We start from the raw sequence: 26988 nt of genomic DNA on the forward strand, positions 1-26988 counted from the left end.
TGCCCCAGCGGGCGGGGGCGCCGGCCCGCCGCGGGCCCGCCCCTACACCGACTCCGGTCTCAGGCGGGCCTGCACCTGGGGGGAGGGCGTCTCCGCGGTGCCGCCGACCAGGGCGCTGCCCTCGCGCCAGTTCTTCCAGTCGAGGTTCCAGTCGCCGTAGCCGTTGCCGAAGGGGGCCATGGTGTCGCCGGCCGAGTTGACGACCTCGACGATGTCGCCCTCGTTGATGGTGTCGTAGAACCACTCGGCGTTGCCCATGCTCATGCCGGTGCAGCCGTGGCTGACGTTGGCGTACCCCTGGGAGCCGGTCGACCAGGGGGCCGCGTGGACGTACTCGCCGCTGTTGGTGACCCTGACGGAGTGGTGCACGGTCAGGTCGTAGAAGTCCGACGCGCCTATGCTGGCGCTGGTCATGCGAACGGTACCTTCCTTGGCCAGGACGACCTTGACGCCGTTGCGGGTGTCGTAGCCGGGCCTGCCGGTGGTCACCGGTATCTCCTTGATGACCTGGTCGTTCTTGTAGACCGTCATCCGGTGCGAGGAGGCGTCGGTGACGGCGACTATCTTGGCGCCGGTCGTCAGCTCGATGGGCTCGGCCTTCCCGCCCCAGAGCCGGTCGCCGACCTTGAGGCCCTCCAGGTTGCTGTGCACCCGGATGGTGGCCTCGGCGGGCCAGAACTCCTTCGGGCGGTAGTGGAGCTTCTTGTCGTCCACCCAGTGCCAGGCGCCCTCCGCGGCGGGGGTGGAGTCCACCTTCAGCGCGCGTTCGACGACGGCCCTGGCGGCCTTGTCCCTGACCGGGCGGCTCAGCTCGGCGGTGACGGGCTGACCGACGCCGTACCGGCCCTCCTTCGGCCCGAAGGTGACGTTCAGACGCTTCTTGGTGAGGGGGCGGCCGGTGTCGAAGGCGAGGGTCTCGCGGCCGGGGGCGCCGTCCTCGTCCTCCGTGCTCACCCGGACCGTGTAGCGGGCGTTGGCGGCCAGCGGTGAGGTGGAGTGCCAGCGGCCCCCGTCCTCGGAGAGTTCGCCCGCCACATAGCGTCCTGCGGCGTCCACGGCGGTGACGTCGGTGATGCGTCCGTCGTCCTGCGCCGTGACCTCCAGCGGCTTGTCGGGGTCGGCCTTGGCGCCCTTGCCGGTCGGTGTGTTGAAGGAGACCTGGTCGGCCGCGTCGTACGGCTTGCCCGAGAGCGGGTGGCCACCGGAACCGCAGGCGGTGACGCCCGCTCCCAGGGAGACCACCAACAGGGTGCAGCCGGCGACCGTACGGTTACGGGGTGATGTGCTCATGAGTTCACCGTAGGAACGCCCGTCAAGCGTGGCGCGCCGGGTGACCCGACCGAGCGACGGACGGTGTGGCAAAAGAGGGAAGCCCGGACCTCCTGTCGGAGTGTCCGGGCTTCCGTCCGCTCTGCGCGTGTTACGGGCGCGGTGTCACTGGTTCTGGTTCTCGCCGCGGTAGTACTCGAAGACCCAGCCCCACAGGCCGATCATGATGATCGGGGCCGAGAAGTACAGCAGCCACCAGCCGAAGACGACGCCCATGAAGGCGAGCGCGCCGCCCACGCCCAGGGCGAGGGGCTGCCAGCTGTGCGGGCTGAAGAAGCCCAGCTCACCGGCGTCGTCCGCGACGTCGGCCTCCTTGTTGTCCTGCGCGCCCACGTCGACCCGCCGGGCCGTGAAGGCCAGGTAGTAGCCGACCATGATGCACAGGCCGAAGGCGAGGAACAGCGCCGTGGTTCCGGCCGGCTCCTTCGACCACACGCCGTAGACGATCGCCATGGCCAGCACGAAAACGGCCAGCCAGATGAACATCTTGCCTTGGACCTTCACTTGCCGGCCTCCTTGCCGCTGGCCGCGAGCTCATCGGCCGCCGGGCCGCCGTGCGCGAGCTGTTCGAGCGCGGCGATCTCCGGGTGGTGCAGGTCGAACGCCGGGGATTCGCTGCGGATCCGCGGCAGGGTGAGGAAGTTGTGCCGGGGCGGCGGGCAGGAGGTCGCCCACTCCAGCGAACGGCCGTAACCCCACGGGTCGTCGACCTCGACCTTCTTGCCGTACTTGGCCGTCTTCCACACGTTGTAGAGGAACGGCAGGATCGACAGACCGAGGACGAACGAGGCGATCGTGGAGATCGTGTTCAGTGCGGTGAACCCGTCGGCCGCGAGGTAGTCCGCGTAACGACGCGGCATGCCCTCCGCGCCCAGCCAGTGCTGGACGAGGAACGTGCCGTGGAAGCCGATGAACAGCGTCCAGAAGGTGATCTTGCCCAGGCGCTCGTCGAGCATCTTGCCGGTCATCTTCGGCCACCAGAAGTGGAAGCCGGAGAACATCGCGAAGACGACGGTGCCGAACACCACGTAGTGGAAGTGCGCCACCACGAAGTACGAGTCCGAGACGTGGAAGTCCATCGGCGGCGAGGCCAGGATGACACCGGTCAGACCACCGAAGGTGAAGGTGATCAGGAAGCCGGTGGCCCAGAGCATCGGTGTCTCGAAGGACAACGAGCCCTTCCACATCGTTCCGATCCAGTTGAAGAACTTCACGCCCGTCGGTACGGCGATGAGGAACGTCATGAAGGAGAAGAACGGCAGGAGTACGCCTCCGGTGACGTACATGTGGTGCGCCCACACCGTGACCGAGAGGCCGGCGATCGCGATGGTCGCTCCGATCAGGCCCATGTAGCCGAACATCGGCTTACGGGAGAAGACCGGGATGACCTCGGAGATGATGCCGAAGAACGGCAGGGCGATGATGTACACCTCTGGATGGCCGAAGAACCAGAAGAGGTGTTGCCAGAGCAACGCGCCGCCGTTGGCCGCGTCGAAGACGTGCGCGCCGAACTTGCGGTCCGCCTCCAGGGCGAACAGCGCGGCCGCGAGGACCGGGAAGGCGAGCAGGACCAGGACGGCGGTCAGCAACACGTTCCACACGAAGATCGGCATGCGGAACATGGTCATGCCGGGTGCGCGCATGCAGATGATCGTGGTGATGAAGTTGACCGCGCCGAGGATGGTGCCGAAGCCGGAGAAGGCCAGACCCATGATCCACATGTCGGCGCCGATACCCGGGCTGCGGACCGCGTCCGACAGCGGGCTGTAGGCGAACCAGCCGAAGTCGGCCGCGCCCTGCGGGGTGAGGAAGCCACCGACCGCGATGAGCGAGCCGAAGAGGTACAGCCAGTACGCGAACATGTTCAGCCGCGGGAACGCCACGTCGGGCGCGCCGATCTGCAGCGGCATGATCCAGTTGGTGAATCCGGCGAACAGCGGCGTCGCGAACATCAGCAGCATGATCGTGCCGTGCATCGTGAACGCCTGGTTGAACTGCTCGTTCGACATGATCTGCGTGCCCGGGCGGGCGAGCTCGGCGCGCATCAGGAGCGCCATGACGCCGCCGATGCAGAAGAACGCGAACGACGTGACCAGGTAGAGCGTGCCGATCGTCTTGTGGTCGGTGGTCGTCAGCCACTTGACGACGACCTCACCACGACGCTGGCGCCGGACCGGCAGCTCGTCCTCGTAGTGGGAACCCGCTGTCTCGGCACCCTGAGGTTCGTTGAGGATGCTCACAGTACGTTCGTCTCCCGGTTCTTCTCGTGCTTCGTCTGCTCGATGCCGGCCGGGACGTAACCGGTCTGGCCCTTCTCCACGAGCGACTTGAGGTGCTCCTCGTAGCGCTCCTGGGAGACGACCTTCACGTTGAAGAGCATCCGTGAGTGGTCCACGCCGCACAGTTCGGCGCACTTGCCCAGGAAGGTTCCCTCCTGGTTGGGGGTCACCTGGAAGGCGTTGGTGTGGCCCGGGATGACGTCCTGCTTCATGAGGAACGGCACCACCCAGAAGGAGTGGATGACGTCACGCGAGGTCAGGACGAAGCGGACCGTCTTGCCCTCCGGGAGCCAGAGCGTCGGGCCCGGGTTGCCGGTCTGCGGGTTCTTGTCGCCAGGAATGCCGCAGGTGTAGACGCCGCCGGCGTTCGCCGGGAAGTCCTTCTTGTACCGGTCCGGGATCGCGGCCAGGTTCTCGTCGGTGGCCGCGTCGCCGGTGGAGCCTTCGACGTTCTCGATGTAGTTGAAGCACCAGCTCCACTGGAAGCCCACCACGTTGACCGTGAGGTCGGGCTTCTTCGACGTGTCGAGGAGCTTCGACTCGTCGCGGGCGGTGAAGTAGAAGAGCACCGAGACGATGATCAGCGGGACGACCGTGTACAGCGCCTCGATGGGCATGTTGTACCGGGTCTGTGGGGGAACTTCGACCTTGGTGCGGCTGCGCCGGTGGAAGAAAGCACTCCACAGGATCAGGCCCCACACCAGCACGCCCGTGGCGAGCGCGGCCGCCCACGACCCCTGCCACAGGGAGAGGATCCGCGGAGCCTCTTCCGTGGTCGGGGTGGGCATACCCAGGCGGGGGAAGTCCTCCCATGTGCAACCGGTGGCGGTCGCCAGGACCAGGCCTGCGGTCATTGCCTGCAGCAGCTTCCGCCGCATCGGGCGCCGCGGCGAGCGGTCGGAGCCGTTGGGACTCACGTAGCGCCTTCCCGAGAGTCTCGCCCGCGCGGTATGGCTGCGGCCTTCTCGCTGGTCGGTCGCCGCCCTGCGACGGGCAGGGGTTTGGATGTTTATGCGGACCAAACCCTACTGGACGCGTTTTGGGGTCGCGCGGGGAGGGGGGCCCAACTCGCCGGGGGTCACTTGTAGCGGCTACTCCGGGTGTCGGGTGCGCCTAATAGCTCGGGGGTTCGGGTGATTTGACGGGTGCGCGCGCGTTGTGGCCGTTCGCGCGGTTCCCCGCGCCCCGGTGTCGTCGGCCCGAGGCTTTAGCGTTGGCCTGTGGCCTACTTCGACTCCGCTTCCTCCGCTCCCCTTCACCCCGTCGCGCGGCAGGCGCTGACGGCTTCGCTGGACGAAGGGTGGGCCGATCCCGCGCGGTTGTACCGGGAGGGGCGGCGGGCGCGGCTGCTGTTGGACGCGGCCCGGGAAGCCGCCGCCGAGGCGGTGGGGTGCCGGGCGGACGAACTGGTCTTCACCTCGTCGGGGACCCGGGCGGTGCACTCCGGGATCGCGGGGGTGCTGGCCGGGCGGCGGCGGGTGGGACGCCACCTGATCGTGTCGTCCGTCGAACACTCTTCGGTGCTGCACGCGGCACGGACGCACGAGGACGACGGCGGGTCGGTCAGCCGGGTGGTGGTGGCCCGTACGGGGGCGGTCGCCGTGTCCTCCTACGCCGAGGCCCTGCGTCCCGACACGGCGCTGGCGTGTCTGCAGTCGGCCAACCACGAGGTGGGGACCGAGCAGCCGGTGGCCGAGGTCGCGCAGGCGTGCCGGGCGGCGGGCGTGCCGTTGCTGGTGGACGCGGCGCAGTCGCTCGGGTGGGGGCGGGTGAACGGTGACTGGTCGGTGTTGACCGCCAGCGCGCACAAATGGGGCGGCCCGGCCGGGGTCGGTCTGCTGGCCGTACGCAAGGGGGTGCGCTTCGCGGCACAAGGGCCCGCCGACGAGCGGGAGTCGGGGCGGGCCGCCGGGTTCGAGAACATCCCGGCGATCGTGGCGGCCGCCGCCTCGCTGCGGGCCGTGCGGGCGGAGGCGGAGGCAGAGGCGGTGCGGCTGCGGGAGTTGACGGAGCGGATCCGGGCGCGGGTGCCGTCGCTGGTGCCCGATGTGGAGGTGGTCGGCGATCCGGAGCGCCGGCTGCCCGGAGTGGTCACCTTCTCGTGTCTCTATGTCGACGGGGAGACACTGCTCCACGAACTGGACCGCGAGGGCTTCTCCGTCTCCTCGGGCTCCTCCTGTACGAGCAGCACGCTGACGCCCAGCCATGTGCTGCGGGCCATGGGGGTGCTGAGCGAGGGGAACGTGCGGGTCTCCCTGCCGGCGGGGGCGGCGGCCGAGGACGTCGAGCGGTTCCTGTCCGTGCTGCCGGGGGCGGTCGCGGCGGTACGGGAGAAGCTGGGGGCGCCGGTGAGCACCGCCGTGACGGCCGTGCGGGGGGACGCCCTCGTCGTGGACGCGCTCGGCAAGCGGTGCCCGATCCCCGTCATCGAGCTGGCCAAGGTGATCGGGGACGTCCCGGTCGGCGGCACCGTCCGTGTCCTCTCGGACGACGAGGCGGCGCGCCTGGACATCCCGGCGTGGTGCGAGATGCGGGGCCAGGAGTACGTGGGCGAGGAGCCGGTGGAGCGGGGTACGGCCTATGTGGTGCGCAGGGTGAGCTGAGGCGACGCGAGGCCCCGCGCCCGGGAGAGGGCCGAAGGCCTCTCAGCGGCGCGGGGAACCGCGGGGCCGGCCGCGACGGACCCGCGGCCGACGACACGTCGATGACGGCGACCCGGAGGCCGCCGGGGCCCACCTCAGCCCAGGTGCTTCTTCACCTCTGCCGCCGCCTCGTCCCCGTACGCCTTCTCGAACCGGTCCATGAAGTGCGCCCGCCGCAGCTGGTACTCCTGTGTCCCCACCGTCTCGATCACGAGGGTGGCGAGCATGCAGCCGACCTGCGCCGCCCGCTCCAGCGAGACACCCCAGGCCAGCCCCGAGAGGAAGCCCGCCCGGAAGGCGTCGCCGACGCCCGTGGGCTCGGCCTTGCGCTCCTCCTCGGGGCAGCCGACCTCGATGGGGTCCTCGCCGGCCCGCTCGACGCGGACGCCGCGCGCGCCGAGCGTGGTCACCCGGTGGCCGACCTTGGCGAGGATCTCCGCGTCCGACCAGCCGGTCTTGGACTCGATGAGGCCCTTCTCGTACTCGTTGGAGAAGAGGTAGGTGGCGCCGTCCAGCAGTATCCGGATCTCGTCGCCGTCCATGCGGGCGATCTGCTGCGAGAAGTCGGCGGCGAACGGGATCCCCCGGGTGCGGCACTCCTCCGTGTGGCGGAGCATCCCCTCCGGGTCGTCCGCGCCGATCAGGACGAGGTCGAGGCCGCCGACGCGGTCGGCGACGGTCTTCAGCTCGATGAGGCGGGCCTCGCTCATCGCGCCGGTGTAGAAGGACCCGATCTGGTTGTGGTCGGCGTCCGTGGTGCACACGAAGCGGGCCGTGTGCAGCGTCTCGGAGATGCGCACGGAGGCGGTGTCCACCCCGTGCCGGTCGAGCCATGCGCGGTACTCGTCGAAGTCGGAGCCCGCCGCGCCGACCAGGATCGGGCGCGTGCCGAGCTGTCCCATGCCGAACGCGATGTTCGCGCCGACACCGCCCCGGCGTACGTCGAGCTGGTCGACGAGGAAGGAGAGAGAGACCGTGTGCAGCTGGTCCGCGACCAGTTGGTCGGCGAAGCGGCCCGGGAAGGTCATCAGATGGTCGGTGGCGATGGAGCCGGAGACTGCGATACGCACGGCGAGGACACACTCCTGCGAAGGGAGAGGGGATTGACAGTTCACGCTACCGGGTCGCCCACCTGCTCTGAAGCATGCGAAACTACCCGATAGTAGGTCTTTCTTCGCGGGTTCACGGTGCGTACGGTGCCGGTATGACGAACCTCAAGATCCACGGCTCCGTCCCGTTCGACCCGGACGGCGGCAGCCTCGCGGCGCTGCGCGGTGACTGCGCCCGGATGGCTCCGCACTGGGCGGCCCCCGCGAAGGTCATTACGGCTCCGGTCTCCCCTTCGCTCATTCACGGGGTCACGGTGCCCGTGACGTCCGCCCGGCTGGTGGACGCGATGCCGGAGTACGGCTACTGAGGGAACCGTCGGCTCCCGCGCCACGTCCCATCGCCGTCCCCCGTAGAGGGGATGCGGTGTACGACCTGCCGAAGGAGCTATGCGGTGAACTCCGAGCGACCCGACAACCCCGAGAACCCGGACGAGGGCCCCGAGCCCGACGCCGCCGAGGAGGTCGGGGCTGCCGGGGATGACGCCACCGAGGCGGACGGGGCCGAGGCGCCCGACCGGGCCGGTGAGCCTGCGGATACGGCCGTGACTGCGGATACGACTGTGGCTGCGGATACGACTGTGGCTGCGGATGCGGATGCTGCGAGTGACGTGGACGGCCGTGGCGAAGCCGCCGACGGCGACGGCGGTGCGGGCGCCGGCCACGACGGTGGCGCGGAGGTCGTGGGCGGCGGCGGTGCCGAGCGGTCGGGCCGACGGCGCTCCCGGGTGGTCGTCGCGTCCGTGGCCGCCGCGGTGCTGCTGGTCGGGGGCGGTGGGGCGCTCCTCGCCACCAACGCTTCCGACGGGTCCGGGGGCGACGGCAAGGCTTCCGGTGCGCCCGGCGGCGACGGCACTCCCCCGCCGCTCGCGCTCGACGGATACTCGGGCGGCGGTTCGAACGGCATCGCGCCCGGTGAACCCAACCCCTACGGGGTGACCTACCGCGCCGGTGACGACCTCCCCGAGGGCCCCGGCTCGGCTCCGGTGTACGCGCTGAAGGGCGAGGTGACGGCCGCCGAGGTGGCGCGGCTCGCCGAGGCGCTCGGGGTGACGGGCAACCCGACGGCCGAGGGTGAGGGCTGGCGGGTGGGGGCGGCCGGGGACGGTTCGGAGCCGGTGCTGCGGGTGGCCCGGCAGGCGCCGGGGGCCTGGACGTTCGACCGGTACACGCCGGGCACGGACAACTGCGAGAAGGTGACCGTCTGCGCGTCCGGCGGCGATGCCGGCGCCGGCGACCCGGTGAGCGAGGCGGTGGCCCGGAAGGCCGCGGCGCCCGTCCTCAAGGCCGTCGGCCAGGACGACGCCAAGCTCGACGCCACCCAGCTCATGGGCGCCGTACGAGTGGTGAACGCGGACCCCGAGGTGGGCGGGCTGCCCACCTACGGCTGGGCGACCGGCATCCGCATCGGCGCGGACGGCCAGGTGCTCGGCGGCAACGGCAACCTGAAGTCGCCGGTCAGGAGCGACACGTACCCCGTCGTGGACGCGGACCGGGCGCTGGAGCTGCTGAACCGCTCCGGGCAGGGCGTCGGCACCGAGCGCGGCGGCATCGGCGGCTGCACCGGTCCCGTACCGCTGGAGGGGGAGGACGGAGCCGTCGTCGGGAGCGGGACGGCCACGTCGGGCGAGACGCCGTGCGAGCGGGTGACCACGGCACCGAAGCCGGAGGCGGTCGCCGTCGAGAAGGCGGTGTTCGGGCTGGCCTCGCACCAGGTGGACGGGCGGCCGGCGCTGGTGCCGTCCTGGCTGTTCGAGGTGCGGCCGACCGGGGCCGAGGACACCTACACGGTGACCCACCCGGCGATCGATCCCGCGTACCTGGCCGGACCCGAGTCCCGCTCGGCGCCGACCGAGAAGCCCGGTGGGCCGGGGGACACACCCTCCACCGGCGCGTCCTCGCGCGATGTGCGGATCCAGGGCTGGAGCGTCGACGGCGACGAGCTGACCGTGACCTTCTGGGGCGGGGTGTGCGGCGAGTACACGGCCGGGGTGAGCGAGGACTCGCGCGAGGTGCGCGTCACCGTGACCGACACCCCGCAGGAGGGCAGGTCCTGCATCCTGATCGCCAAGGCGATGGAGCGGACGGTGCGACTCGACGAGCCGCTCGGCGACCGGAAGGTGGTCGGGTCGGACGGCGAGGCGATCCCGAAGGGCGGCATCGCGGAGCTGGAACCGCGGTAGGCGCCGCCGGGGCCGCACCGGGCCCGGTACGACGAAGGCGGCCTCCCCCGTCGAGGGGGACGCCGCCTTCGTCGTACCTGAACGTCGCCGTGCGCGTCACTGGTGCCGCGCGCGGGCGGGGACCCTAGCTGAAGGAGTCGCCGCAGGCGCAGGAACCCGTCGCGTTCGGGTTGTCGATGGTGAAGCCCTGCTTCTCGATGGTGTCGACGAAGTCGATGGTGGCACCGCCCAGGTACGGGGCGCTCATGCGGTCGGTGATGACCTTCACGCCGTCGAAGTCCTTGACGACGTCACCGTCGAGCGAGCGCTCGTCGAAGAAGAGCTGGTAGCGCAGGCCGGAGCAGCCGCCGGGCTGAACGGCGACGCGCAGCGCCAGATCGTCACGGCCTTCCTGGTCGAGCAGGGCCTTGACCTTGGCCGCGGCGGCGTCGGTCACGATGATGCCGTCGGTGACGGTGCCGGTCTCGTCCGATACGGACATCTACATCTCTCCCGGGTTGTACGGAGACTGCTTGCCGACGGGTGCAACCGCCGGAGCCCCGGATTCATTCCGGGTCGCGCGGATGTGCCACGCGTCTGTCTTCATGCTCGCACATGGCCCGCGGCAGGGGCACGAGGTCGCCGGGGGCTGTGGACAACGCCACGCTCCCGGGGGCGGACCGGGCCGTCCGGCGCGGGCCGCCGGGATTCATGTCACATGGACACTATGGCCATCGTCAAACTGACGTGAAGCGGTTATGATAGATAGCGTCAATTCGACGAAAAGGATCGCCCGGATGTCCCGCCGCCCCTCCCTGGGGGCGGCGAGCCGCAGAACAGAAAGGGTGCGTGCCGTGACCACCGCCCAGACCCAGGAGCTCGACGTACAGCCGACGCCCCTCGCCCTGCTGCTGCTCGGCCGCGAGGCCGACCCACGGAGCGAGCGGGGTGTCGAGTGCCCGGGCGACCTCCCCTCCCCGTCCGACCCCGACCTGGTGGAGCGCGCCCGCGCCGCCAAGGAGAAGCTCGGGGACAAGGTCTTCGTGCTGGGCCACCACTACCAGCGCGACGAGGTCATCCAGTTCGCGGACGTCACGGGCGACTCCTTCAAGCTGGCGCGGGACGCGGCGGCGCGGCCCGAGGCCGAGTACATCGTGTTCTGCGGTGTGCACTTCATGGCCGAGTCGGCGGACATCCTCACCGGCGACGACCAGAAGGTCGTCCTGCCGGACCTGGCCGCCGGATGCTCCATGGCCGACATGGCCACCGCCGAGCAGGTCGCCGAGTGCTGGGACGTGCTCACCGAGGCGGGCGTGGCCGAGCAGGTCGTGCCCGTGTCGTACATGAACTCCTCGGCCGACATCAAGGCCTTCACCGGCAAGCACGGGGGCACGATCTGCACCTCGTCGAACGCGAAGCGGGCCCTGGACTGGGCCTTCGAGCAGGGCGAGAAGGTCCTGTTCCTGCCGGACCAGCACCTGGGGCGCAACACCGCCGTGCGGGACATGGGGATGTCGCTCGACGACTGTGTCCTGTACAACCCGCACAAGCCGAACGGCGGCCTCACGGTCGAGCAGCTGCGGGCCGCGAAGATGATCCTGTGGCGGGGACACTGCTCGGTGCACGGCCGCTTCAGCCTGCAGTCCGTGAACGACGTACGGGAGCGGATCCCGGGCGTGAACGTCCTCGTCCACCCCGAGTGCAAGCACGAGGTCGTGGCGGCGGCCGATCACGTCGGGTCGACCGAGTACATCATCAAGGCGCTGGAGGCCGCTCCGGCCGGGTCCAAGTGGGCCATAGGCACCGAGCTGAACCTGGTCCGGCGGCTGGCGAACCGTTTCGCGCCGGAGGGCAAGGAGATCGTCTTCCTCGACCGCACGGTCTGCTTCTGCTCGACCATGAACCGCATCGACCTCCCGCACCTGGTCTGGACCCTGGAGTCGCTGGCCGAGGGCACCCTGGTCAACCGCATCGAGGTCGACAAGGAGACGGAGGCGTTCGCGAAGCTGGCGCTGGAGCGGATGCTGGCGCTGCCGTAACCGTCCCTGGGGACCGAGCGGGACAGGTGCTCACCCCGACGCGGCGGGTTCGCGGTCGGGGTGGGCGGGGTCGAGGGAGAAGACCGTGCCGTCGGCGACGGCCACGACCAGCGCTCCCGTCCGGGGACTCGCCCAGGGCGTGCCCTGGACGGACCAGGTCGGCGTGGTCCTGGGCAGCGTCTCCCACAGCAGGGTGCCCTTGACCCTGTCGAGCGCCGCGACCCTGCCGGTGTCGCTGACCAGGTAGAGGGTGCTCGTCGCGGCGTCGTACACGGGCGCGCCCGGCCGTTCCAGACTGGTCCGGGTCCGCCACAGCAGTTCGCCCGTGTGCGGTGACACACCGGTCACCTGGCCGCCGGACCGGGTGTACACCAGCACGCCGCCCGCCAGGGCCGCCCGGCCCCGCCCGTTCTGGCCCGGCTTCGTCGTCACACGGGTCCCGGTCTCCAGGTCCACGAGCAGGGTCGTGTCGTACGCCGGGTCGCTGCCGGGGGCCCCGTCGGTGTGCTCGGGGTCCTCCCCGACCAGGACCAGATCTCCCTGCTTCACGCCGAGGAGGACGCTCTCCAGCGGCACCTTCACGGTCCTGGCCGAGCCGTCGGCGCGGTCCACGACCAGGACCCGGGACTCCGTGTTCGCCGCCTTGGCGTCCCGGGTCACCGGGCGGCAGTGCGCGTACGTGCCCGCTCCGGCCGAGGTGAACACGCAGTGGTGGCCGGCGGGCAACGGCAGGGACCAGCGCTCGGCGCCCGTGCGCGGTGAACGGGCCGTGACCGTCCGGCCGTCGGGCTCGGCGGTGAGGACGAGGTCGCCGATCGCTGCCGGGTCGATGTCGGTGCTGCCCACCCGGCGGGTCCACAGCCGCTCACCGGTGTCCGCGTCGAGGGCGATGAGATCGATGGGGTCCACCACGGGTTCGCCGCTGAAGACGGTCTGCTGCACGAGGACGGTGCCGTCCCGGACACCGAGGACACCGGCGTAGTACCGGTCCCGCACGGTGGCCGCCGGCGCGATGCCCGCCCGCCAGAGCGTCCTGCCGGTCCGGCCGTCGAGGCGGACCGGGAGGACTCCCGCGCCCCCGCAGTAGAGGTCGTCCCCGTGCACCTGGCAGGAGGGTGCGCCGCCGTTGTTGCCGTCCTTCGCGGGCAGCGACCGCCGTGCGCCCGCCTCCGCCGTCGCGAACAGCGTCGTCTGCCAGGGTTTCCAGCCGCTCGGCGGCGGCGTCCAGCGGGAGGTCGGGGACGGTGCGGGCGTCGCCGCGTCGCCACCGCGCGCCTGGCCGGGCCCCAGCAGGTAGGCGGTCAGCCCGAGGACCAGTACGCCGACGGCGCCGGTCGCGGCCGACAGGGGGCGGAGACGGCGGCGGGCGGGGTGCGGGGTGGGCGCCGGGTCCGCGCCGGTCTCCAGGTGGATCTCGGTGGCGGCGGCAGCGGCCTCCTCGCGCCGGGGCACCCTCGGCAGGGCACCCGGCTCCGGCTCCGGCAGGACGGCCTCGAACTCCCGCGCCAGGTCGTCGAGTCCGGGCCGGTCGGCGGACGCCTTGGCCAGACAGCGCGCCAGTACGGTGCCCAGCCGCGGGTCCACCCCGTCCAGCACGGGTTCGTCGTTCATCACCCGGTACGCCGTCAGATAGGGGCTGTCCGCGTCGAAGGGACCCCGCCCGGTGAGGGCGTACACCAGCAGCGTCCCCAGCGAGAACACGTCCGAGGCGGGGCCCGCCGTACGGGCGTCGGTGAGCTGTTCCGGGGACATGAACGGCGGGGTGCCGATCATCTGGCCCGTCTCGGTCAGCGAGAGGTTCTCCGCGGCGCGCGAGATGCCGAAGTCGATGACCCGGGGGCCGTCGTCCGCCATCAGCACGTTGGCCGGCTTCAGGTCCCGGTGCACCACACCGGCCCGGTGGATCTCCCGCAGCGCCTCCACCAGCCCCAGGGCCAGGGGGCGCAGTTCGGTGTCACGGAGCGGGCCGTGGTCGCGGATCCGCTGGGCGAGCGAGCGGCCGGGCACGTACTGGGTCGCCATCCAGGGGCGCTCCGCCTCCGGGTCGGCGTCCACGACCGCCGCGGTGAAGGCGCCGCTGACCTTGCGGACGGCCTCGATCTCCTGGCGGAACCGGCTGCGGAAGACGGAGTCCTGCGCGTACTGGGCGTGCACCACCTTCACGGCGACCTCGCGCCCGGAGCGGGATCTCGCCCGGTAGACGACGCCCATGCCGCCGGTGCCGAGCCGGTCGACCACCTTGTACCCGCCGACCGATCTGGGGTCGTCGCTGCGCAGCGGCACTCCCTGGTCCCTCCCCCCGACAAGCAGCCCAACCAGCAATCAGAGGCACAGGATACGTAAGGACGACGCACGGCGGCCGGGCCGCGGACCCTGTGGTTCCGCAACCCGGCCGCCCTGGGCCTCACGGGGTGTCAGACCCCGGCGGGCTCCGGCTTCTCCGCCTCCGAGCCGGACTCCGGCTTCGTCGGCTCGGACGCCTTGCCCGCCCGCTTCAGGGCCTTCTTCTTCGCCCGGCGCTCCTTGCGGATCTCGATCATCGTGTAGAGGGTCGGGACCAGCAGGAGCGTCAGCAGCGTCGAGGTGATCAGGCCGCCGATGACGACCACGGCCAGCGGCTGGGCGATGAAGCCGCCCTCACCCGTGATGCCGAGCGCCATGGGCAGCAGCGCGAAGATCGTCGCCAGTGCCGTCATCAGGATCGGGCGGAGGCGGTGGCGCCCGCCCTCGATGACCGCCTCGACGGTGCCGTAGCCCTGGCGGCGGTACTGGTTGATCAGGTCGATCAGCACGATCGCGTTCGTCACCACGATGCCGATCAGCATCAGCATGCCGATCATCGCGGGGACACCCATGGGCGTGCCGGTGATGATCAGCAGGCCGATGGCGCCGGTGGCCGCGAACGGGATCGAGACCAGCAGGATCAGCGGCTGGACCAGGGACCGGAAGGTCGCCACCAGCAGCATGAAGACGATCGCGATCGCCGCGAGCATCGCGAGGCCGAGGGAGGCGAAGGCCTCGTCCTGGTCCTCGGAGACGCCGCCGATGGCGGCGGTGGCGCCCTCGGGCAGCTTCAGGCCGTCCAGCTTGGCGGTGAGGTCGGCGCTGACCGCGCCGGTGTTGTCGCCCTTGGGCTTCGCCGTGATCGTCGCGGCCCGCTGGCCGTCGATCCGGGTCATGGAGACCGGGCCGTCCACCAGCTCGACGTCCGCGATGTCGCGCAGCTTCACCGCGCCGAGCCGCAGGTCGCGCAGCTCCTTCAGGGTCTCGGCGGGCTTCGCCGACTTGATGACGATGTCCCGCTCGGTGTCGTCGAGGATCGCCCGGCCGCTGGTCGTACCGCGGACGGCCTGGGAGACGGCGGCGCCGAGGGTCTGGTCGTCGAAGCCGGCCGCGGCCGCCCTGTCGGTGGCCCGGACCGAGATCCGGGGCACGCTCTGGGCGAGGTCGCTGGTGACGTCCGAGACGTTGTCCATCGTCGAGACCGCGTCACGGACCTGCTCGGCGGCCTTGCGCAGGACGCCGGCGTCGGCGGCCTTGACGACCACGCTCAGGTCCTGGCTGCCGAAGGCGTCGCCGACCGCGACCGTCGTCGTACCGGTCCCGGAGAGCCCGGCGAGGCCCTTCTCGATCGTGTCCTGGACGTCCGCGGCCGTGGCCGAGTCGTCCAGCATGACGCTGTACGAGGCCTGGTTGGAGTCGGTGCCACCGCCGAACGCGGCCAGGAAGCCGGAGGAGCCGATGGTGACCTGGTAGTCCTTGACGCCCTCGGTGCCGGCGAGCAGCTTCTCGACCTTCCTGGTCTGCTCGTCGGTCGCGGCGAGGCTGGTACCCGGCTTCAGCTCCTGCTTGAGGCTGAGGACCTCCTGGTCGCCCGGGTCGAAGAAGTTCGTCTTCAGCAGCGGGGCCATGCCGAACGTGCCGACCAGGACGACGGCCGCGAGGGCCACACTGGTCAGCCGGCGGCGCGTGGCGAAGCGCAGGACGGGGACGTAGAAACGCTGGAGGCGGCTCCTCGCCTCCTTCTCCTCGGCCTTCCGGCGGGCCTCCTCGGCGTCCTCGGGCGTGCCCTTCGGGGGGCGCAGGAACCAGTAGGACAGCACCGGGACCACGGTCAGCGAGACCACGAGGGAGGCCAGCAGGGCCGCCGTCACGGTCAGCGAGAAGCTGCCGAACAGCTCGCCGACCATGCCGCCGGTGAGACCGATCGGGAGGAAGACCGCGACGGTCGTCAGGGTGGAGGAGGTGACCGCGCCGGCGACCTCGCGGACCGCCTTGAGGATGGCCTCCTCGCGCTCCTCGCCGTAGCCGAGGTGACGCTTGATGTTCTCCAGGACGACGATCGAGTCGTCGACCACCCGGCCGATGGCGATGGTCAGCGCGCCGAGCGTGAGCATGTTGAGGGACAGGTCGCGCGTCCACAGGACGATCAGCGCCAGGACCACCGACAGCGGGATGGACACCGCGGTGACGAGGGTCGAGCGGATCGACGCCAGGAAGACCAGGATGACCATGACCGCGAAGACCAGACCGAGGGCACCCTCGGTGGTCAGTCCGTCGATGGACTTCGACACCGCCGGACCCTGGTCGCTGACCACGGTGACGGTGGCGCCGGAACCCAGGTCCCGGCGCATGTCCGCCAGCTTGCCCTCGACGGCCTCGGAGATGGCGACCGCGCTGCCGTTCCGGTCCATGGTGACCATGACCGCGAGGCTCGGCTCACCGTTCGTGCGGGTGATGGAGTCGGCCCTGGCCTGCTCCTCCTTGACGGTGGCGACGTCAGCGAGGCGTACGGGCTTCTTGGCGCCCTGGCCGCGCACCATCAGGTTCTCGATCTGCTCCAGCGAGGTGTAGCCGCCGCCGACCTGGACGGTGCGGTTGGCGCCGTCCTCGTCGAAGGAGCCCGCGGGGACGGTGACGCCGCCGGCCTGGAGGGCCTGGCTGAAGGCCGTCGTGCTCAGGCCGGCCTTCGCCAGCTTCGCCTCGTCGGGGGTGACGGTGACCTGGAGGTCCCGTACGCCGTCGACGGTGACCTGGCCGACGCCGTCGATGTCCTCCAGCGTGGGAACCACGGTCCGGTCGAGCTGGTCGGCGAGGGCCTGCTGGTCCTGGTCGGAGGCCACGGCGAGGACGACGGTCGGCATGTCGTCCGTCGAGCCCGCGATCACCTGCGGGTCCACGTCGTCCGGGAGCTGCGCCCGGACCCGGTTGACGGCCTGCTGGACGTCGGCGACGAGCTGGTCGGTGCCGGGGCCGTAGTCGAAGGACGCCATGATCAGGGCGTTGCCCTCACTGGCGGTGGAGGTGACGCCCGTGATGCCGTCGACGGCTTCGAGGCTGTCCTCGATGGGCTCGACGACCTGCTTCTCGACCACGTCCGGTGACGCGCCCTGGTAGGGCGCCAGCACGGACACCATGGGCAGTTCGATGGTGGGCAGCAGCTGCTGCTTGAGCTGGGGTATCGCGATCGCCCCGAAGACGAGCGCGATGATCGACATCAGACCGACGAGGGCCCGTTGTGCGAGGCTGAACCGAGACAGCCAGGACATGGGTCAGGGTCTCTCTTCCGTGGCGTGAGCGGAGGACGAACGCCCGTGCCACATGCGGCTGGATCCCCCCATGTGTCGCCCGTGTGAAGCGGATGTGAGCGCTCACCTCATACCCTGGGCCATGGGGGACCCCTGTTCCCTCGCTCCCCAGGGCCATTTCCTTATGCCTCGCCTACTCCGGGTGGAGTAGTCCCGGGCGGCTCTCAGTCCACCCTTGGGCGTACCAGGCCGGACTCGTACGCGAAGACCACCAGTTGGGCCCGGTCGCGGGCGCCGAGCTTGGCCATGCCCCGGTTGACGTGCGTCTTCACGGTGAGCGGGCTGACCTCCAGCCGCTCGGCGATCTCGTCGTTGGAGAGCCCGCCCGCGACCTGGACGAGCACCTCGCGCTCGCGGCTGGTCAGGGTGGCGAGGCGCTCCGAGCGGGCGGCGGCACCTCCGTCGCCGTCGGCCGAGTCGTCCGGCTGGGCGAGGAAACGGGCGATCAGGCCCTTGGTGGCGGTGGGCGACAGCAGGGCCTCGCCGCCGGCGGCGACCCGGATCGCGTTCAGCAGTTCCTCCGGCTCGGCGCCCTTGCCGAGGAAGCCGGAGGCGCCGGCGCGCAGCGACCGCACGACGTAGTCGTCGACCTCGAAGGTGGTGAGGATGACGACGCGGACCTGCGCGAGGGTCGGATCGGCGCTGATCAGGCGGGTGGCGGCCAGGCCGTCCGTGCCCGGCATCCGGATGTCCATCAGCACGACGTCCGCCCGCTCCTGCTTCGCGAGCCGCACCGCCTCCGCCCCGTCCGACGCCTCCCCCACGACCTCCATGTCCGGCTCCGAGTCGACGAGCACCCGGAAGGCACTGCGGAGCAGGGCCTGGTCGTCGGCGAGCAGGACACGGATCGTCATACGGGGTCCCCCGGGGCGCTGGTCACGGTCGTGCCGCCTGCGCGGCGGTCGTGCGGGTCGTGAGCGGCAGGATCGCATGGACGCGGAAGCCGCCGCCGTAGCGGGGACCGGTGGTGAGGGTGCCGCCCAGCGCGGTGGCCCGTTCGCGCATGCCGAGGAGTCCGTGGCCGCCGCCGTCGGCCGCCTCGCCCTCGGCGACCTTCTTCGCCTGCCCGGCGCCGTCGTCGAGGACGGTGATCTCCACGTTCGGGCCGACGCGTACGACGCTGACCTCGGCCTTCGCCGTCTCGCCCGCGTGCTTGTGCACATTGGTGAGGGCTTCCTGGATGACGCGGTACGCCGCGAGGTCGACGGCGGCCGGGAGGGTCACCCCCTCGTCGGCGCGGACCACCTCGACCGCGAGGCCCGCACTGCGGAAGGTGCCGACGAGTTCGTCGAGCCGCACCAGGCCGGGGGCGGGTTCGGTGGGGGCCTCGGGGTCGCCGGACTGGCGGAGCAGACCGACCGTGGCGCGCAGTTCGCCGAGCGCGGAGCGGCTGGCCTCGCGGACATGGGCGAGGGCCTCCTTGGCCTGGTCGGGCCGCTTGTCCATGACGTGCGCGGCGACCCCGGCCTGCACATTGACCAGGGCGATGTGGTGGGCGACGACGTCGTGCAGGTCGCGGGCGATCCGCAGGCGTTCCTCGGCGACCCGGCGGCGGGCCTCCTCCTCGCGGGTGCGCTCGGCCCGCTCGGCGCGTTCCCGTATGGCGTGCACGAAGTCGCGGCGGCTGCGCACCGCGTCGCCGGCCGCGGCGGCCATGCCGGTCCAGGCGAAGATGCCGATGTTCTCCTGGTCGTACCAGGGCAGCGGGCCGGCGAGCATGGCCGTGCCCGTCAGCACGGTCATCGTGAGCAGGCCCACGCGCCAGGTGGTGGGGCGGTCGGTGGTGGAGGCGACGGTGTACAGGGCGATGACGGCGGACATCGCGACGGGGGCGCGCGGGTCGCCGGTCACCAGTTCGGCGAGGGTGAGGGCGGAGGTGGCGGCCAGCACGGCCAGGGGGGCGCGGCGGCGGGCGATCAGGACGGCGGCGGCCGGCACCATGAGCGCGAAGCTCAGGGCGGAGGGGGTGCGGGCACCCCACTTGTCGCCGTGTTCGGCGTGGGGGTCGACGAAGGCGCCCGCCACCATCGCGGCGAGGACGCCGACGGCCAGGGCCGCGTCCAGGGCGGTGGGGTGCGCCGTCAGCCAGGCCCTGACGCGCCGGCCGAGGGAGGGCGAGGTGGTCGGGTGCGGGTGCGCGGGGGCCGGTCGCGCCCCCGCGGTGGTGGCCGTGTGGTCAGTACCGCCCCACGCCCCGGGACGGCCCCGTGGGCCGCTCTCCCGTGTCCGTGAGGTCACCCCGGGATCAGACCGTCGTCGCTGAGCATCTCCCGGACCTCCTCCAGCGTCGCGTCCGGGGCCGGGAGAATCAGCTCCGAGGGCTCCAGGGAGTCGTCGGGGAGAGGGGCGCCCAGCTCGCGGACCTTGTCCAGGAGGGCGTGGAGGGTGTGGCGGAAGCCCTGGCCGTCGCCGACCTCCATCTCCGCGAGGAGGACGTCGTCCAGTTTGTTCAGCTCGGCGAGGTGGGCGTCGTCCAGCCTCACCTGCCCCTCCCCCATGATCCGTACGATCATGTCGCCCTCCTCGGGGACGAGACGCCTACTTCTCGAAACGCGGAGTGTCCTGCCGCTGGGACTGCTGCTGCGGGGCCGACTGGCCCGTGCCGCCCTCGATGGCCTGCTGCTGGGCGGACGAGCCTCCCGCCAGCTCCGCCTTCATGCGCTGGAGCTCCAGCTCGACGTCCGTCCCGCCGGAGAGGCGGTCCAGCTCGGCCTGGATGTCGTCCTTGTGCATGCCGGACGGGTCGTCGAGGGCACCGGAGGCGAGCAGCTCGTCGATGGCGCCGGCGCGGGCCTGGAGCTGCGCCGTCTTGTCCTCGGCGCGCTGTATGGCGAGACCGACGTCGCCCATCTCCTCGGAGATGCCGGAGAACGCCTCACCGATCCGGGTCTGGGCCTGGGCAGCGGTGTACGTGGCCTTGATCGTCTCCTTCTTCGTCCGGAAGGCGTCGACCTTGGCCTGCAGGCGCTGCGAGGCGAGGGTGAGCTTCTCCTCCTCGCCCTGGAGGGTGGAGTGCTGGGTCTCCAGGTCCGTCACCTGCTGCTGGAGCGCGGCACGGCGCGAGAGCGCCTCGCGGGCCAGGTCCTCGCGGCCCAGCGCGAGCGCCTTGCGGCCCTGGTCCTCCAGTTTCGAGGACTGGGACTGGAGCTGGTTGAGCTGGAGCTCCAGACGCTTGCGGGACGTGGCCACGTCGGCCACGCCACGGCGCACCTTCTGGAGCAGCTCCAGCTGCTTCTGGTACGAGTAATCGAGGGTTTCGCGCGGGTCCTCGGCCCGGTCAAGGGCCTTGTTCGCCTTCGCGCGGAAGATCATCCCCATACGCTTCATGACACCGCTCATGGGCTTCGCGCGCCCCCTTCTGACGGAACTCCAGCTCACAGGTCTGCGACAGAACCCACAGTACGGGCCCTGCTTCTATTACCGCACTGTTCGGGGACGGATGCGCTCATCCCCAAGGACGACTGTGTACGGCACCGCTCCGGCGTAGGGAGTAGGTGATCCCCGGGGGTCGCGTACGAACCGGTCCCGCGGAACACCGCGCCTCTCCTACGGACGAACCGTCACCGCGCTCCCCCTTTTCCGGTGCCCGGGTCCGCCCCGGCCACTGTCGCCCCACCTCTGTCTCCAGTACGGACGCCGGGTGTTGCCGGATCGTTCCCCACTCGGCTGGGGTCCATGCCCCGGCACCCCGTACCCTTGGGTTTTGTGTTCCGTAGCCGCGCCAAGAGCGAGAAGGAATCGGCCGCCGACAAGGCGGCGGTGACCGACTCCCCGCAGACCCGTCACCCGCAGGCCCCCAAGGGGCGGCCCACTCCCAAGCGGAGTGTGGCCCAAGGCCAGCGTCGAAGCGTCGCCAATACGCCGACGACGCGCAAGGAGGCCGCCAAGCGCTCCCGCGACGAGCGCCGCTCCGCCATGGAGAAGCAGCGCCAGGCGCTGGCCACCGGCGACGAGCGGTATCTGCCCGCCCGGGACAAGGGTCCCGTGCGCAGGTTCGCCCGTGACTTCGTGGACTCGCGCTTCCACATCGCCGAGTTCTTCCTGCCGCTGGCCGTGCTCATCCTCGTGCTGAGCATGGTGCGGGTGGCGTCGCTGCAGAACATCGCGCTGCTGCTGTGGCTGTTCGTGATCGTGCTGATCGTGGTCGACTCGATCTCTCTCGCGTTCCGTCTGAAGAAGCAGCTGAACGAGCGCTTCCCCGACGCGAACAAGAAAGGCGCGGTGGCCTACGCCCTGATGCGCACGCTCCAGATGCGTCGCCTCCGGCTGCCGAAGCCGCAGGTCAAGCGCGGAGAGCGGCCCTGAGCACGACCCCTTTCTCCGGAAGTGCGGCGCAGGCCTGGCTGAACCGGCTGGGCACTCTGCGTGAGGTCGTACGGCAGGAGCTGGTCTCCCGGCAGGTCGACGAGCAGATAGCCGGACGTTTCCCGGTCGGGCAGCGGCTCCGGGTCCTCGACGTGGGCATGGGGCAGGGCACGCAGGCGTTGCGGCTGGCCCGTGCCGGGCACGCGGTGACCGGGATCGAGCGGGAGGCGAAGCTGATCGCCGTGGCCCGGGAGGCGCTCGCCGCGGAGCCCGAGGGCATCCGGGGGCGGGTGCGGATCGTGGAGGGCGACGGCCGGGACACGGGCGTGCACTTCCTGCCGGGCAGTTTTGACGTGGTGCTCTGTCACGGCGTCCTGATGTACGTCGAGGAGCCGGACGCGCTGCTGGCGGGGCTGGCGCGGATGCTGGCGCCCGGGGGGCTGCTGTCCCTGCTCGTGCGCAACGGCGACGCGCTCGCGATGCGGGCGGGGCTGGCCGGGGACTGGGCCGGGGCGCTGGCCGCCTTCGACACCACCGCGTACCGCAATCGGCTCGGGCTGGATGTGCGGGCGGATCGACTGGCGACGCTGACGGACGCGCTGGCGGGGATCGGGGCGCCGTTGCACGCGTGGTACGGGGTGCGGGTGTTCACGGATCTCGCCGCGGACGACGCGGTGGTGCCCGACGGGCAGGGGAACCTGGAAGCGCTGCTCGCGGCGGAGGAGCGGGCGGGGCGGACGGATCCCTATCGGCAGGTGGCGGCGTTGCTGCACCTGTGTGGGGTGCGGGGCTGAGGGGCGCCTCGCGACTGGGGGGTGCGGGTCTCGTCGGCGGGTGCGTTGTCGGGTGCGGGTGCGTGGGGCTTCTCGCGCAGTTCCCCGCGCCCCTAAGAGCCCAGGCCCTGCGGGCCCGAAAAGCATGGGGCGCGGCCCCTGTCTTTTCAGGGGCGCGGGGAACTGCGCGACCAGCCCCCACCGGACCCGCACCCGTCCACGAACGCCCGACCCCCCGAGCCTCCCGGGGATCGGGGCGGAGCCCCGGACAGGAACCCCGCCCCACCGCGGAGCGCTACGCGTCCTGCGCGTCCAGACTCATCGGTCCGTAGATCTGTGTCGTGTCCTCGAAGAGGCGGACCTGCTCGGCGCCGCCCTCCAGCAGCTCCTTCCAGTGCTCCCCGATCCACGACTCGGCGTCCCCCTGGGTCGTGAACTCCTCGGGCTGGACCGCGGGCTGGACCTCCGCCCCGTCGGCCTTCTCGAACCGCCACGTCCATGCCGCCATGTGAGCCTCCGTAAGTACCGGCCCGGCACCACGCACAGGGTGCCGAGCAAGATCCGGTTCCTCCCTTGAGCCTAGTCGGACGCACAAGACCTGCGGGTGTTCATCGGGACACGCGAAAATCGGGGGCGTGGAACTGACTTTGCTCGGCACCGGCGCCCCCGCGGGGCTTCCCCGCCCCGACTGTCCGTGCGCGGCGTGCGCGACCGCGCTCGGTGATGCCGCGCGCGGGGCGACCGCGCTGCTCGTGGACGGCGCACTGCTGCTCGACCTCACTCCGGGCGCCGCCCTCGCGGCCGCGCGCGCCGGGCACTCCCTGACCGGGGTGCGGCAGGTACTGCTGTCGCATCCGCACGACGGACCCGCCGTGGAGGTGCCGCCGGGACTGCCGCAGCCGGGCCGGGTGCCGGACGGGCGGGAGCTGGCGCTGCTGACCGGGCACCGGGTGCGGGCACTGGCCCTGGACGCGCCGGGCACCGGGTACGCGGTGACCGGGCCGGGCGGGCAGCGGCTGCTGTACCTGCCGCCGAGGGGCGCGCCCGCCGGCCTGGAGGAGCACGCGGCGGACCCGTACGACATGGTGCTCGCCGACGTCCTCGGGCGGCCGGACGCGCTGGCGCGGCTGCGGAGGGTGGGTGCCGTCGGGCCGACGACCGATGTCGTGGCCGTCCACATCGACCACGACGTGCCGGCGGACGGCGAGTTGCCGCGCCGGCTCGCGGCGGCGGGCGCGCGCGTCGTGCCCGACGGGACGACGCTGACGGTGGGCGCCTACGAGGACGTGCCCGACGTACCGCGCCGAACGCTGGTGCTCGGCGGGGCGCGGTCGGGGAAGTCGGTGGAGGCCGAGCGGCGGCTGGAGGCGTTCCCGGACGTGCTCTACGTGGCGACCGGCGGGACGCGGGGCGGCGACGGGGAGTGGGCCGAGCGGGTCTCCGCCCACCGGGAGCGACGGCCCGGTTCCTGGCGCACCGTGGAGACCTGCGACCTCGTCCCGCTGCTGAAGGAGGACGACGGGCCGCCGCTGCTCATCGACTGTCTCTCGCTGTGGCTGACGGACGCGATGGACGAGGTGGGGGCGTGGGACGACGCGGAGTGGGCCGACGGCGGGGAGCGCGCGCTCCGGGCGCGTGTCACCGAACTGACCGACGCCGTACGGCACACGCGCCGCACGATCGTCGCCGTCTCCAACGAGGTCGGCTCCGGCATCGTCCCCGCCACCGCCTCCGGCCGCCGCTACCGCGACGAACTCGGGCGGCTCAACGCGTCCTTCGGGGCGGAGTGCGAACACGTGCTGCTGGTGGTGGCGGGGCAGGCGCTGTCCCTGCGGGGGTGAGGCACGGATTCGCCCCTACGGGAGTGCGGCACGGGGTGTGGAAGCGGCAAAGGGCGCTCGTCACGCGGTGCGGCGCGCGAGGATGCGGTGCGCGCGGGGCGGGAGCGGGGTGCAGGCGCGGGTGGTGAGGATCTCGTAGCCCAGGGACCGCAGTTCGGTGAGCAGGTTGCGCAGGGGCATGAGGTGGAGGGGGCGTGGCCGGTCGCGCGGCCTCCAGTAGCGGCGGCCGCCGAGGGGCAGGGTGCCGAACGGGCGGGCCGGGTCCGGGACTTCGAGGAGGAGACGGCCGCCGGGGCGCAGCACGGTGTGGGCGGCGCGGAGTTCGTCGCGGGGGTCGGCGGTGTGTTCGAGGTGGTGGAACATGCTGACCACGTCGTAGCGGGCGCGCAGCCGCACGGTGATCTCCGGGTCGGTGAGCAGGCCCAGGTACGCCTCCTCCACCCGCCCGGCCTCCCAGGCCCGTTCGATGCGCCGGGTCGGGTCGAGGCCGTCGAAGGAGGTGTACGGGTGGATCGCGCGCGCGGCCTCCGGGAAGTGGCCGTGTCCGGTGCCGACGTCCAGCCAGCTCTCCGGTTCGGGGTACGGCAGCAGTGCGCGGGCGGCGCCCCGGTGGTGTCTGCGGCGCCGGCGCCCGTCCGGGTCGGTCCGGTCGTCGTCCGCTCCGGGGTGCTGGTGGTGTCTGAGCAGCAGGCCGTCCGCCGTGGGCCGGGGGTTCTGGAAGGCGTGCGCGCAGTCCCGGCACTCGTCCACCGCGAAGGTGCCCGGCGCGCGCCGCCTGCCCTCCGGCGCGCGCACCCGGGTACGCAACTGCCGTGAGCCGCACCAGGGGCAGTCGTCCCGGCGCGGTTCGTGGAAGGGGTCGGCTCCCGTGGCGGGTCGGCCGGGCTCCGGCCGCGGGGTGGGGGGCATGGCGGCTCCTGGGAACGACGGGATCGCGTACGCGACCGGGGTGACGACCTACGGACATTCGCCACAAAAAGGTACGTAGGTGAGCGGGATCTCGGGTGCAATGACGTGCCCGTGGCGCGGTGGGACGTTCGCCGGTCGCCGGGGCACGGTGTGGCGCGGTCGTGTTCGATCGCTGCCGGTACTGTTCGGCGAATGAGCTCGCTTAATCTCGACGACTTCACCGATCTGATCGAGCGCCCCGACGGCGGGGTGCGCCGCGACGCGGAGGCGCGGCGGGAGCGGCAGATCGTGCCGACCGGGGCGCTGGGCCGCCTCGACGAACTGGGTGAGTGGCTGGCGGCGGCGCAGTCGGCCGTGCCGGTGCGGCCGATCGGCCGGGCCCGGGTGCTGCTGTTCGCGGGCGACCACGGGATCGCCGGACTCGGGGTCTCGGCGCGGGCCGCGGGCACGGCGGACGAGCTGGTACGGGCCGTCCTCGACGGGAGCAGCCCGGTGGCGGTGCTGGCCCGGCAGCTCGACGTCCCCGTGCGCGTGGTGGACCTCGCGCTGGACTGCGACCCCGAGGCGCTGCCCGTGGAGGTCGTCCGGCATCGGGTGCGGCGCGGGTCGGGGCGTATCGATGTCGAGGACGCGCTGACGGCCGAGGAGGCGGAGGCCGCGTTCCGGGTGGGTGTCGCCCTCGCGGACGAGGAAGCGGACTCCGGGACCGATCTCGTCGTCCTCGGCGATGTGAGCGTCGGCGGGACCACGGCGGCGGCGGTTCTCGTCGCCGGGCTGTGCGGGACCGACGCGTCCGTCGTCACCGGGCGGGGCGGGCGGGCGATCGACGATCTGACGTGGATGCGCAAGTGCGCGGCGGTCCGGGACGCCCTGCGGCGGGCCCGGCCGGTGCTCGGGGACCAGCTGCAGCTGCTCGCCGCCGTGGGCGGGGCGGATCTCGCGGCGATGACCGGGTTCCTGCTGCAGAGCGCGGTGCGGAAGATGCCGGTGATCCTGGACGGCGTGGTGTCGGCGGCGTGCGCGCTGGTCGCCCAGCGGGTCGCCTTCCGGGCGCCGGACTGGTGGCTGGCCGGGCAGAGCAGCGGGGAGCCGGCCCAGGCCAAGGCGCTGGACCGGATGGCCATCGAGCCGCTGCTCGACCACGGGGTGCAGGTCGGGGAAGGGGCGGGGGCGCTGCTGGCGCTGCCGCTGGTGCGGGCCGCGGCGGCGTGGGCGGCGGAGCTGCCCGAGCGCGAGCCCGACCCGGCGGAGCCGGACACGACGGAGCCGAAGTCGGCGAAGCCGGCCGAGGAGTACGACGCGACCTGACTCGACCTGAGTCCCGGCCGGGGGCGGGTTCTTCGGGTGCGGGCGAGTGGGGCTGGTCGCGCAGTTCCCCGCGCCCCTGAAAAGCACGGGCCGCGCCCCGTGCTTTTCAGGCCCCCAGGGGCCTGTCCTTCAGGGGCGTGGGGAACTGCGCGAGAAACCCCACGGACCCGCGCCCGCCGACCCGCCCGCACCCCCGGCCCCTCACGCGCGACCGGACGAACGGGCCGGGAGAGACCGGGATCACGCGGGCACCGCTCAACTTCGCACCTCTCCGGCCGGTCTTCGACCATGGCGGGCGAAACGGCGCGCCAGGTTCCCGGAGTCGCACGGACGAGGTCGCACGGATGAGGACGGACCGTTGAACAGGGCCGCCCGCCTGGCCCGCGCCGAATGGGGCCCCCTGTACGGGGCCGTGCGCCCGGCCCTGACAGGCCGGCGCCTGCGGGCCGTCCCCATGACGCTCGCCGCCGTCTGCCTCGCGGCCGCCGTTCACCTGGCGCACCGGCAGCCCTGGGGCTACCGGTTCATCGAGGACGTCGGTGCCGTGCGGGCGGAGGATCCGCTCGGGCTCGCGCTGCTGCGGACACCGCTCTCCCTCTTCGTACCGGCGCTGGATCTGCCCGTGTGGGGTGCGCTGGCGCAGATCCTGCTCGTGTTCGGGGTCGCGGAGGTCTGTCTGGGCCGACGGCGGACCCTGGTGATCGCGT

At 71.9% G+C, this 26988-nt stretch carries 22 protein-coding genes; 8 read left to right on the top strand and 14 right to left on the bottom strand.

Annotated elements, in window-relative coordinates; genetic code table 11:
- Positions 1-42 precede the first annotated feature (42 nt).
- From ACWCRJ_RS02075 to ctaC, 4 genes are all read right to left on the bottom strand, one after another.
- Positions 43-1290 (bottom strand): Ig-like domain-containing protein, encoded by a 1248-nt coding sequence (locus ACWCRJ_RS02075; protein WP_450937431.1) that lies wholly within the window; start codon positions 1288-1290, stop codon positions 43-45.
- A gap of 144 nt (positions 1291-1434) precedes the next feature.
- On the bottom strand, positions 1435-1833 hold the full coding sequence (locus tag ACWCRJ_RS02080; protein ID WP_045555372.1) for a cytochrome c oxidase subunit 4: 399 nt from the start codon (positions 1831-1833) through the stop codon (positions 1435-1437).
- Positions 1830-3569, bottom strand: coding sequence for an aa3-type cytochrome oxidase subunit I (gene ctaD, locus ACWCRJ_RS02085; RefSeq protein WP_450937432.1), 1740 nt, complete (start codon positions 3567-3569; stop codon positions 1830-1832). The genes ACWCRJ_RS02080 and ctaD overlap by 4 nt, the downstream gene beginning before the upstream one ends.
- Complete coding sequence (gene ctaC / locus ACWCRJ_RS02090; protein WP_020115275.1) at positions 3566-4525, bottom strand: aa3-type cytochrome oxidase subunit II; 960 nt, start codon at positions 4523-4525, stop codon at positions 3566-3568. Before ctaC ends, ctaD begins: the two co-directional genes overlap by 4 nt.
- 303 nt (positions 4526-4828) lie before the next feature.
- On the opposite strand from ctaC, the gene ACWCRJ_RS02095 reads away from it, so the two are divergent.
- A complete protein-coding gene (locus ACWCRJ_RS02095) occupies positions 4829-6211 on the top strand; it encodes an aminotransferase class V-fold PLP-dependent enzyme (protein WP_450937433.1) in 1383 nt (460 codons plus the stop codon).
- A 134-nt stretch (positions 6212-6345) separates the two neighbouring features.
- Here the strand turns inward: ACWCRJ_RS02095 and ACWCRJ_RS02100 are convergent, their stop codons facing one another.
- The gene (locus tag ACWCRJ_RS02100; protein WP_005478334.1) at positions 6346-7320 is read right to left on the bottom strand and encodes a carbohydrate kinase family protein; all 975 of its coding nucleotides are present in this window, start codon (positions 7318-7320) and stop codon (positions 6346-6348) included.
- 134 nt (positions 7321-7454) lie between these two features.
- Here ACWCRJ_RS02100 and ACWCRJ_RS02105 point away from each other — a divergent pair, with 134 nt between their 5' ends.
- Entirely contained in the window at positions 7455-7667 is a 213-nt protein-coding gene (locus ACWCRJ_RS02105; protein ID WP_450937434.1) for a hypothetical protein, read from the top strand.
- Between the two features lie 84 nt (positions 7668-7751).
- Positions 7752-9539 carry a hypothetical protein gene (locus ACWCRJ_RS02110; RefSeq protein WP_450937435.1) on the top strand — a complete coding sequence of 596 codons (1788 nt, stop codon included), beginning with the start codon at positions 7752-7754 and terminating at the stop codon, positions 9537-9539.
- Positions 9540-9663: 124 nt separating this feature from the next.
- Here the strand turns inward: ACWCRJ_RS02110 and ACWCRJ_RS02115 are convergent, their stop codons facing one another.
- Positions 9664-10020: a HesB/IscA family protein gene (locus ACWCRJ_RS02115; protein WP_005478347.1), complete on the bottom strand. Its 357-nt coding sequence runs from the start codon at positions 10018-10020 to the stop codon at positions 9664-9666.
- A 352-nt stretch (positions 10021-10372) separates the two neighbouring features.
- Between ACWCRJ_RS02115 and nadA the strand changes: the two genes are divergently transcribed.
- On the top strand, positions 10373-11557 hold the full coding sequence (gene nadA / locus ACWCRJ_RS02120; RefSeq protein ID WP_450937436.1) for a quinolinate synthase NadA: 1185 nt from the start codon (positions 10373-10375) through the stop codon (positions 11555-11557).
- A gap of 30 nt (positions 11558-11587) precedes the next feature.
- On the opposite strand, the gene ACWCRJ_RS02125 is transcribed toward nadA, so the two are convergent.
- The 6 genes from ACWCRJ_RS02125 to ACWCRJ_RS02150 all read right to left on the bottom strand — a co-directional run bounded on the left by ACWCRJ_RS02125 (position 11588) and on the right by ACWCRJ_RS02150 (position 20484).
- Entirely contained in the window at positions 11588-13840 is a 2253-nt protein-coding gene (locus tag ACWCRJ_RS02125; protein ID WP_450937437.1) for a protein kinase domain-containing protein, read from the bottom strand.
- A gap of 131 nt (positions 13841-13971) precedes the next feature.
- Positions 13972-17106 (bottom strand): efflux RND transporter permease subunit, encoded by a 3135-nt coding sequence (locus tag ACWCRJ_RS02130; RefSeq protein ID WP_450937438.1) that lies wholly within the window; start codon positions 17104-17106, stop codon positions 13972-13974.
- A gap of 203 nt (positions 17107-17309) precedes the next feature.
- Entirely contained in the window at positions 17310-17999 is a 690-nt protein-coding gene (locus tag ACWCRJ_RS02135) for a response regulator (RefSeq protein WP_450937439.1), read from the bottom strand.
- Positions 18000-18021: 22 nt separating this feature from the next.
- Positions 18022-19230 carry a sensor histidine kinase gene (locus tag ACWCRJ_RS02140; protein ID WP_450937594.1) on the bottom strand — a complete coding sequence of 403 codons (1209 nt, stop codon included), beginning with the start codon at positions 19228-19230 and terminating at the stop codon, positions 18022-18024.
- Positions 19231-19379: 149 nt separating this feature from the next.
- Entirely contained in the window at positions 19380-19658 is a 279-nt protein-coding gene (gene pspAA, locus ACWCRJ_RS02145) for a PspA-associated protein PspAA (protein WP_005478354.1), read from the bottom strand.
- A gap of 25 nt (positions 19659-19683) precedes the next feature.
- Entirely contained in the window at positions 19684-20484 is an 801-nt protein-coding gene (locus ACWCRJ_RS02150; RefSeq protein WP_450937440.1) for a PspA/IM30 family protein, read from the bottom strand.
- Positions 20485-20820: 336 nt separating this feature from the next.
- Here ACWCRJ_RS02150 and ACWCRJ_RS02155 point away from each other — a divergent pair, with 336 nt between their 5' ends.
- Together ACWCRJ_RS02155 and ACWCRJ_RS02160 are read left to right on the top strand one after the other, a co-directional pair.
- The gene (locus ACWCRJ_RS02155) at positions 20821-21450 is read left to right on the top strand and encodes a DUF3043 domain-containing protein (RefSeq protein ID WP_450937441.1); all 630 of its coding nucleotides are present in this window, start codon (positions 20821-20823) and stop codon (positions 21448-21450) included.
- 80 nt (positions 21451-21530) lie between these two features.
- Positions 21531-22244: a class I SAM-dependent methyltransferase gene (locus ACWCRJ_RS02160; protein WP_028796922.1), complete on the top strand. Its 714-nt coding sequence runs from the start codon at positions 21531-21533 to the stop codon at positions 22242-22244.
- Between the two features lie 274 nt (positions 22245-22518).
- Here ACWCRJ_RS02160 and ACWCRJ_RS02165 read toward each other — a convergent pair whose 3' ends face one another.
- Positions 22519-22731 (bottom strand): hypothetical protein, encoded by a 213-nt coding sequence (locus ACWCRJ_RS02165; protein WP_450937442.1) that lies wholly within the window; start codon positions 22729-22731, stop codon positions 22519-22521.
- Positions 22732-22858: 127 nt separating this feature from the next.
- On the opposite strand from ACWCRJ_RS02165, the gene ACWCRJ_RS02170 reads away from it, so the two are divergent.
- Positions 22859-24064 (top strand): bifunctional adenosylcobinamide kinase/adenosylcobinamide-phosphate guanylyltransferase, encoded by a 1206-nt coding sequence (locus ACWCRJ_RS02170; protein WP_450937443.1) that lies wholly within the window; start codon positions 22859-22861, stop codon positions 24062-24064.
- Positions 24065-24124: 60 nt separating this feature from the next.
- Here ACWCRJ_RS02170 and ACWCRJ_RS02175 read toward each other — a convergent pair whose 3' ends face one another.
- Positions 24125-24973, bottom strand: coding sequence for a class I SAM-dependent methyltransferase (locus tag ACWCRJ_RS02175; protein ID WP_450937444.1), 849 nt, complete (start codon positions 24971-24973; stop codon positions 24125-24127).
- Positions 24974-25165: 192 nt separating this feature from the next.
- On the opposite strand from ACWCRJ_RS02175, the gene cobT reads away from it, so the two are divergent.
- Positions 25166-26281, top strand: a complete 1116-nt coding sequence (gene cobT / locus ACWCRJ_RS02180) for a nicotinate-nucleotide--dimethylbenzimidazole phosphoribosyltransferase (RefSeq protein WP_450937445.1) — start codon at positions 25166-25168, stop codon at positions 26279-26281.
- Positions 26282-26988: the final 707 nt, after the last annotated feature.

Source organism: Streptomyces sp. NPDC002324, from assembly GCF_053593335.1.

Excerpts from the sequence above, each read along its gene's own strand:
- ACWCRJ_RS02075 (WP_450937431.1), bottom strand. The coding sequence starts at position 1,290 with ATGAGCACATCACCCCGTAACCGTACGGTCGCCGGCTGCACCCTGTTG.
- ACWCRJ_RS02105 (WP_450937434.1), top strand. The coding sequence starts at position 7,455 with ATGACGAACCTCAAGATCCACGGCTCCGTCCCGTTCGACCCGGACGGC.
- ACWCRJ_RS02115 (WP_005478347.1), bottom strand. The coding sequence starts at position 10,020 with ATGTCCGTATCGGACGAGACCGGCACCGTCACCGACGGCATCATCGTG.
- ACWCRJ_RS02130 (WP_450937438.1), bottom strand. The coding sequence starts at position 17,106 with ATGTCCTGGCTGTCTCGGTTCAGCCTCGCACAACGGGCCCTCGTCGGT.
- ACWCRJ_RS02135 (WP_450937439.1), bottom strand. The coding sequence starts at position 17,999 with ATGACGATCCGTGTCCTGCTCGCCGACGACCAGGCCCTGCTCCGCAGT.
- pspAA (WP_005478354.1), bottom strand. The coding sequence starts at position 19,658 with ATGATCGTACGGATCATGGGGGAGGGGCAGGTGAGGCTGGACGACGCC.
- ACWCRJ_RS02150 (WP_450937440.1), bottom strand. The coding sequence starts at position 20,484 with ATGAGCGGTGTCATGAAGCGTATGGGGATGATCTTCCGCGCGAAGGCG.
- ACWCRJ_RS02155 (WP_450937441.1), top strand. The coding sequence starts at position 20,821 with ATGCCCCGGCACCCCGTACCCTTGGGTTTTGTGTTCCGTAGCCGCGCC.
- ACWCRJ_RS02165 (WP_450937442.1), bottom strand. The coding sequence starts at position 22,731 with ATGGCGGCATGGACGTGGCGGTTCGAGAAGGCCGACGGGGCGGAGGTC.
- ACWCRJ_RS02175 (WP_450937444.1), bottom strand. The coding sequence starts at position 24,973 with ATGCCCCCCACCCCGCGGCCGGAGCCCGGCCGACCCGCCACGGGAGCC.
- cobT (WP_450937445.1), top strand. The coding sequence starts at position 25,166 with ATGAGCTCGCTTAATCTCGACGACTTCACCGATCTGATCGAGCGCCCC.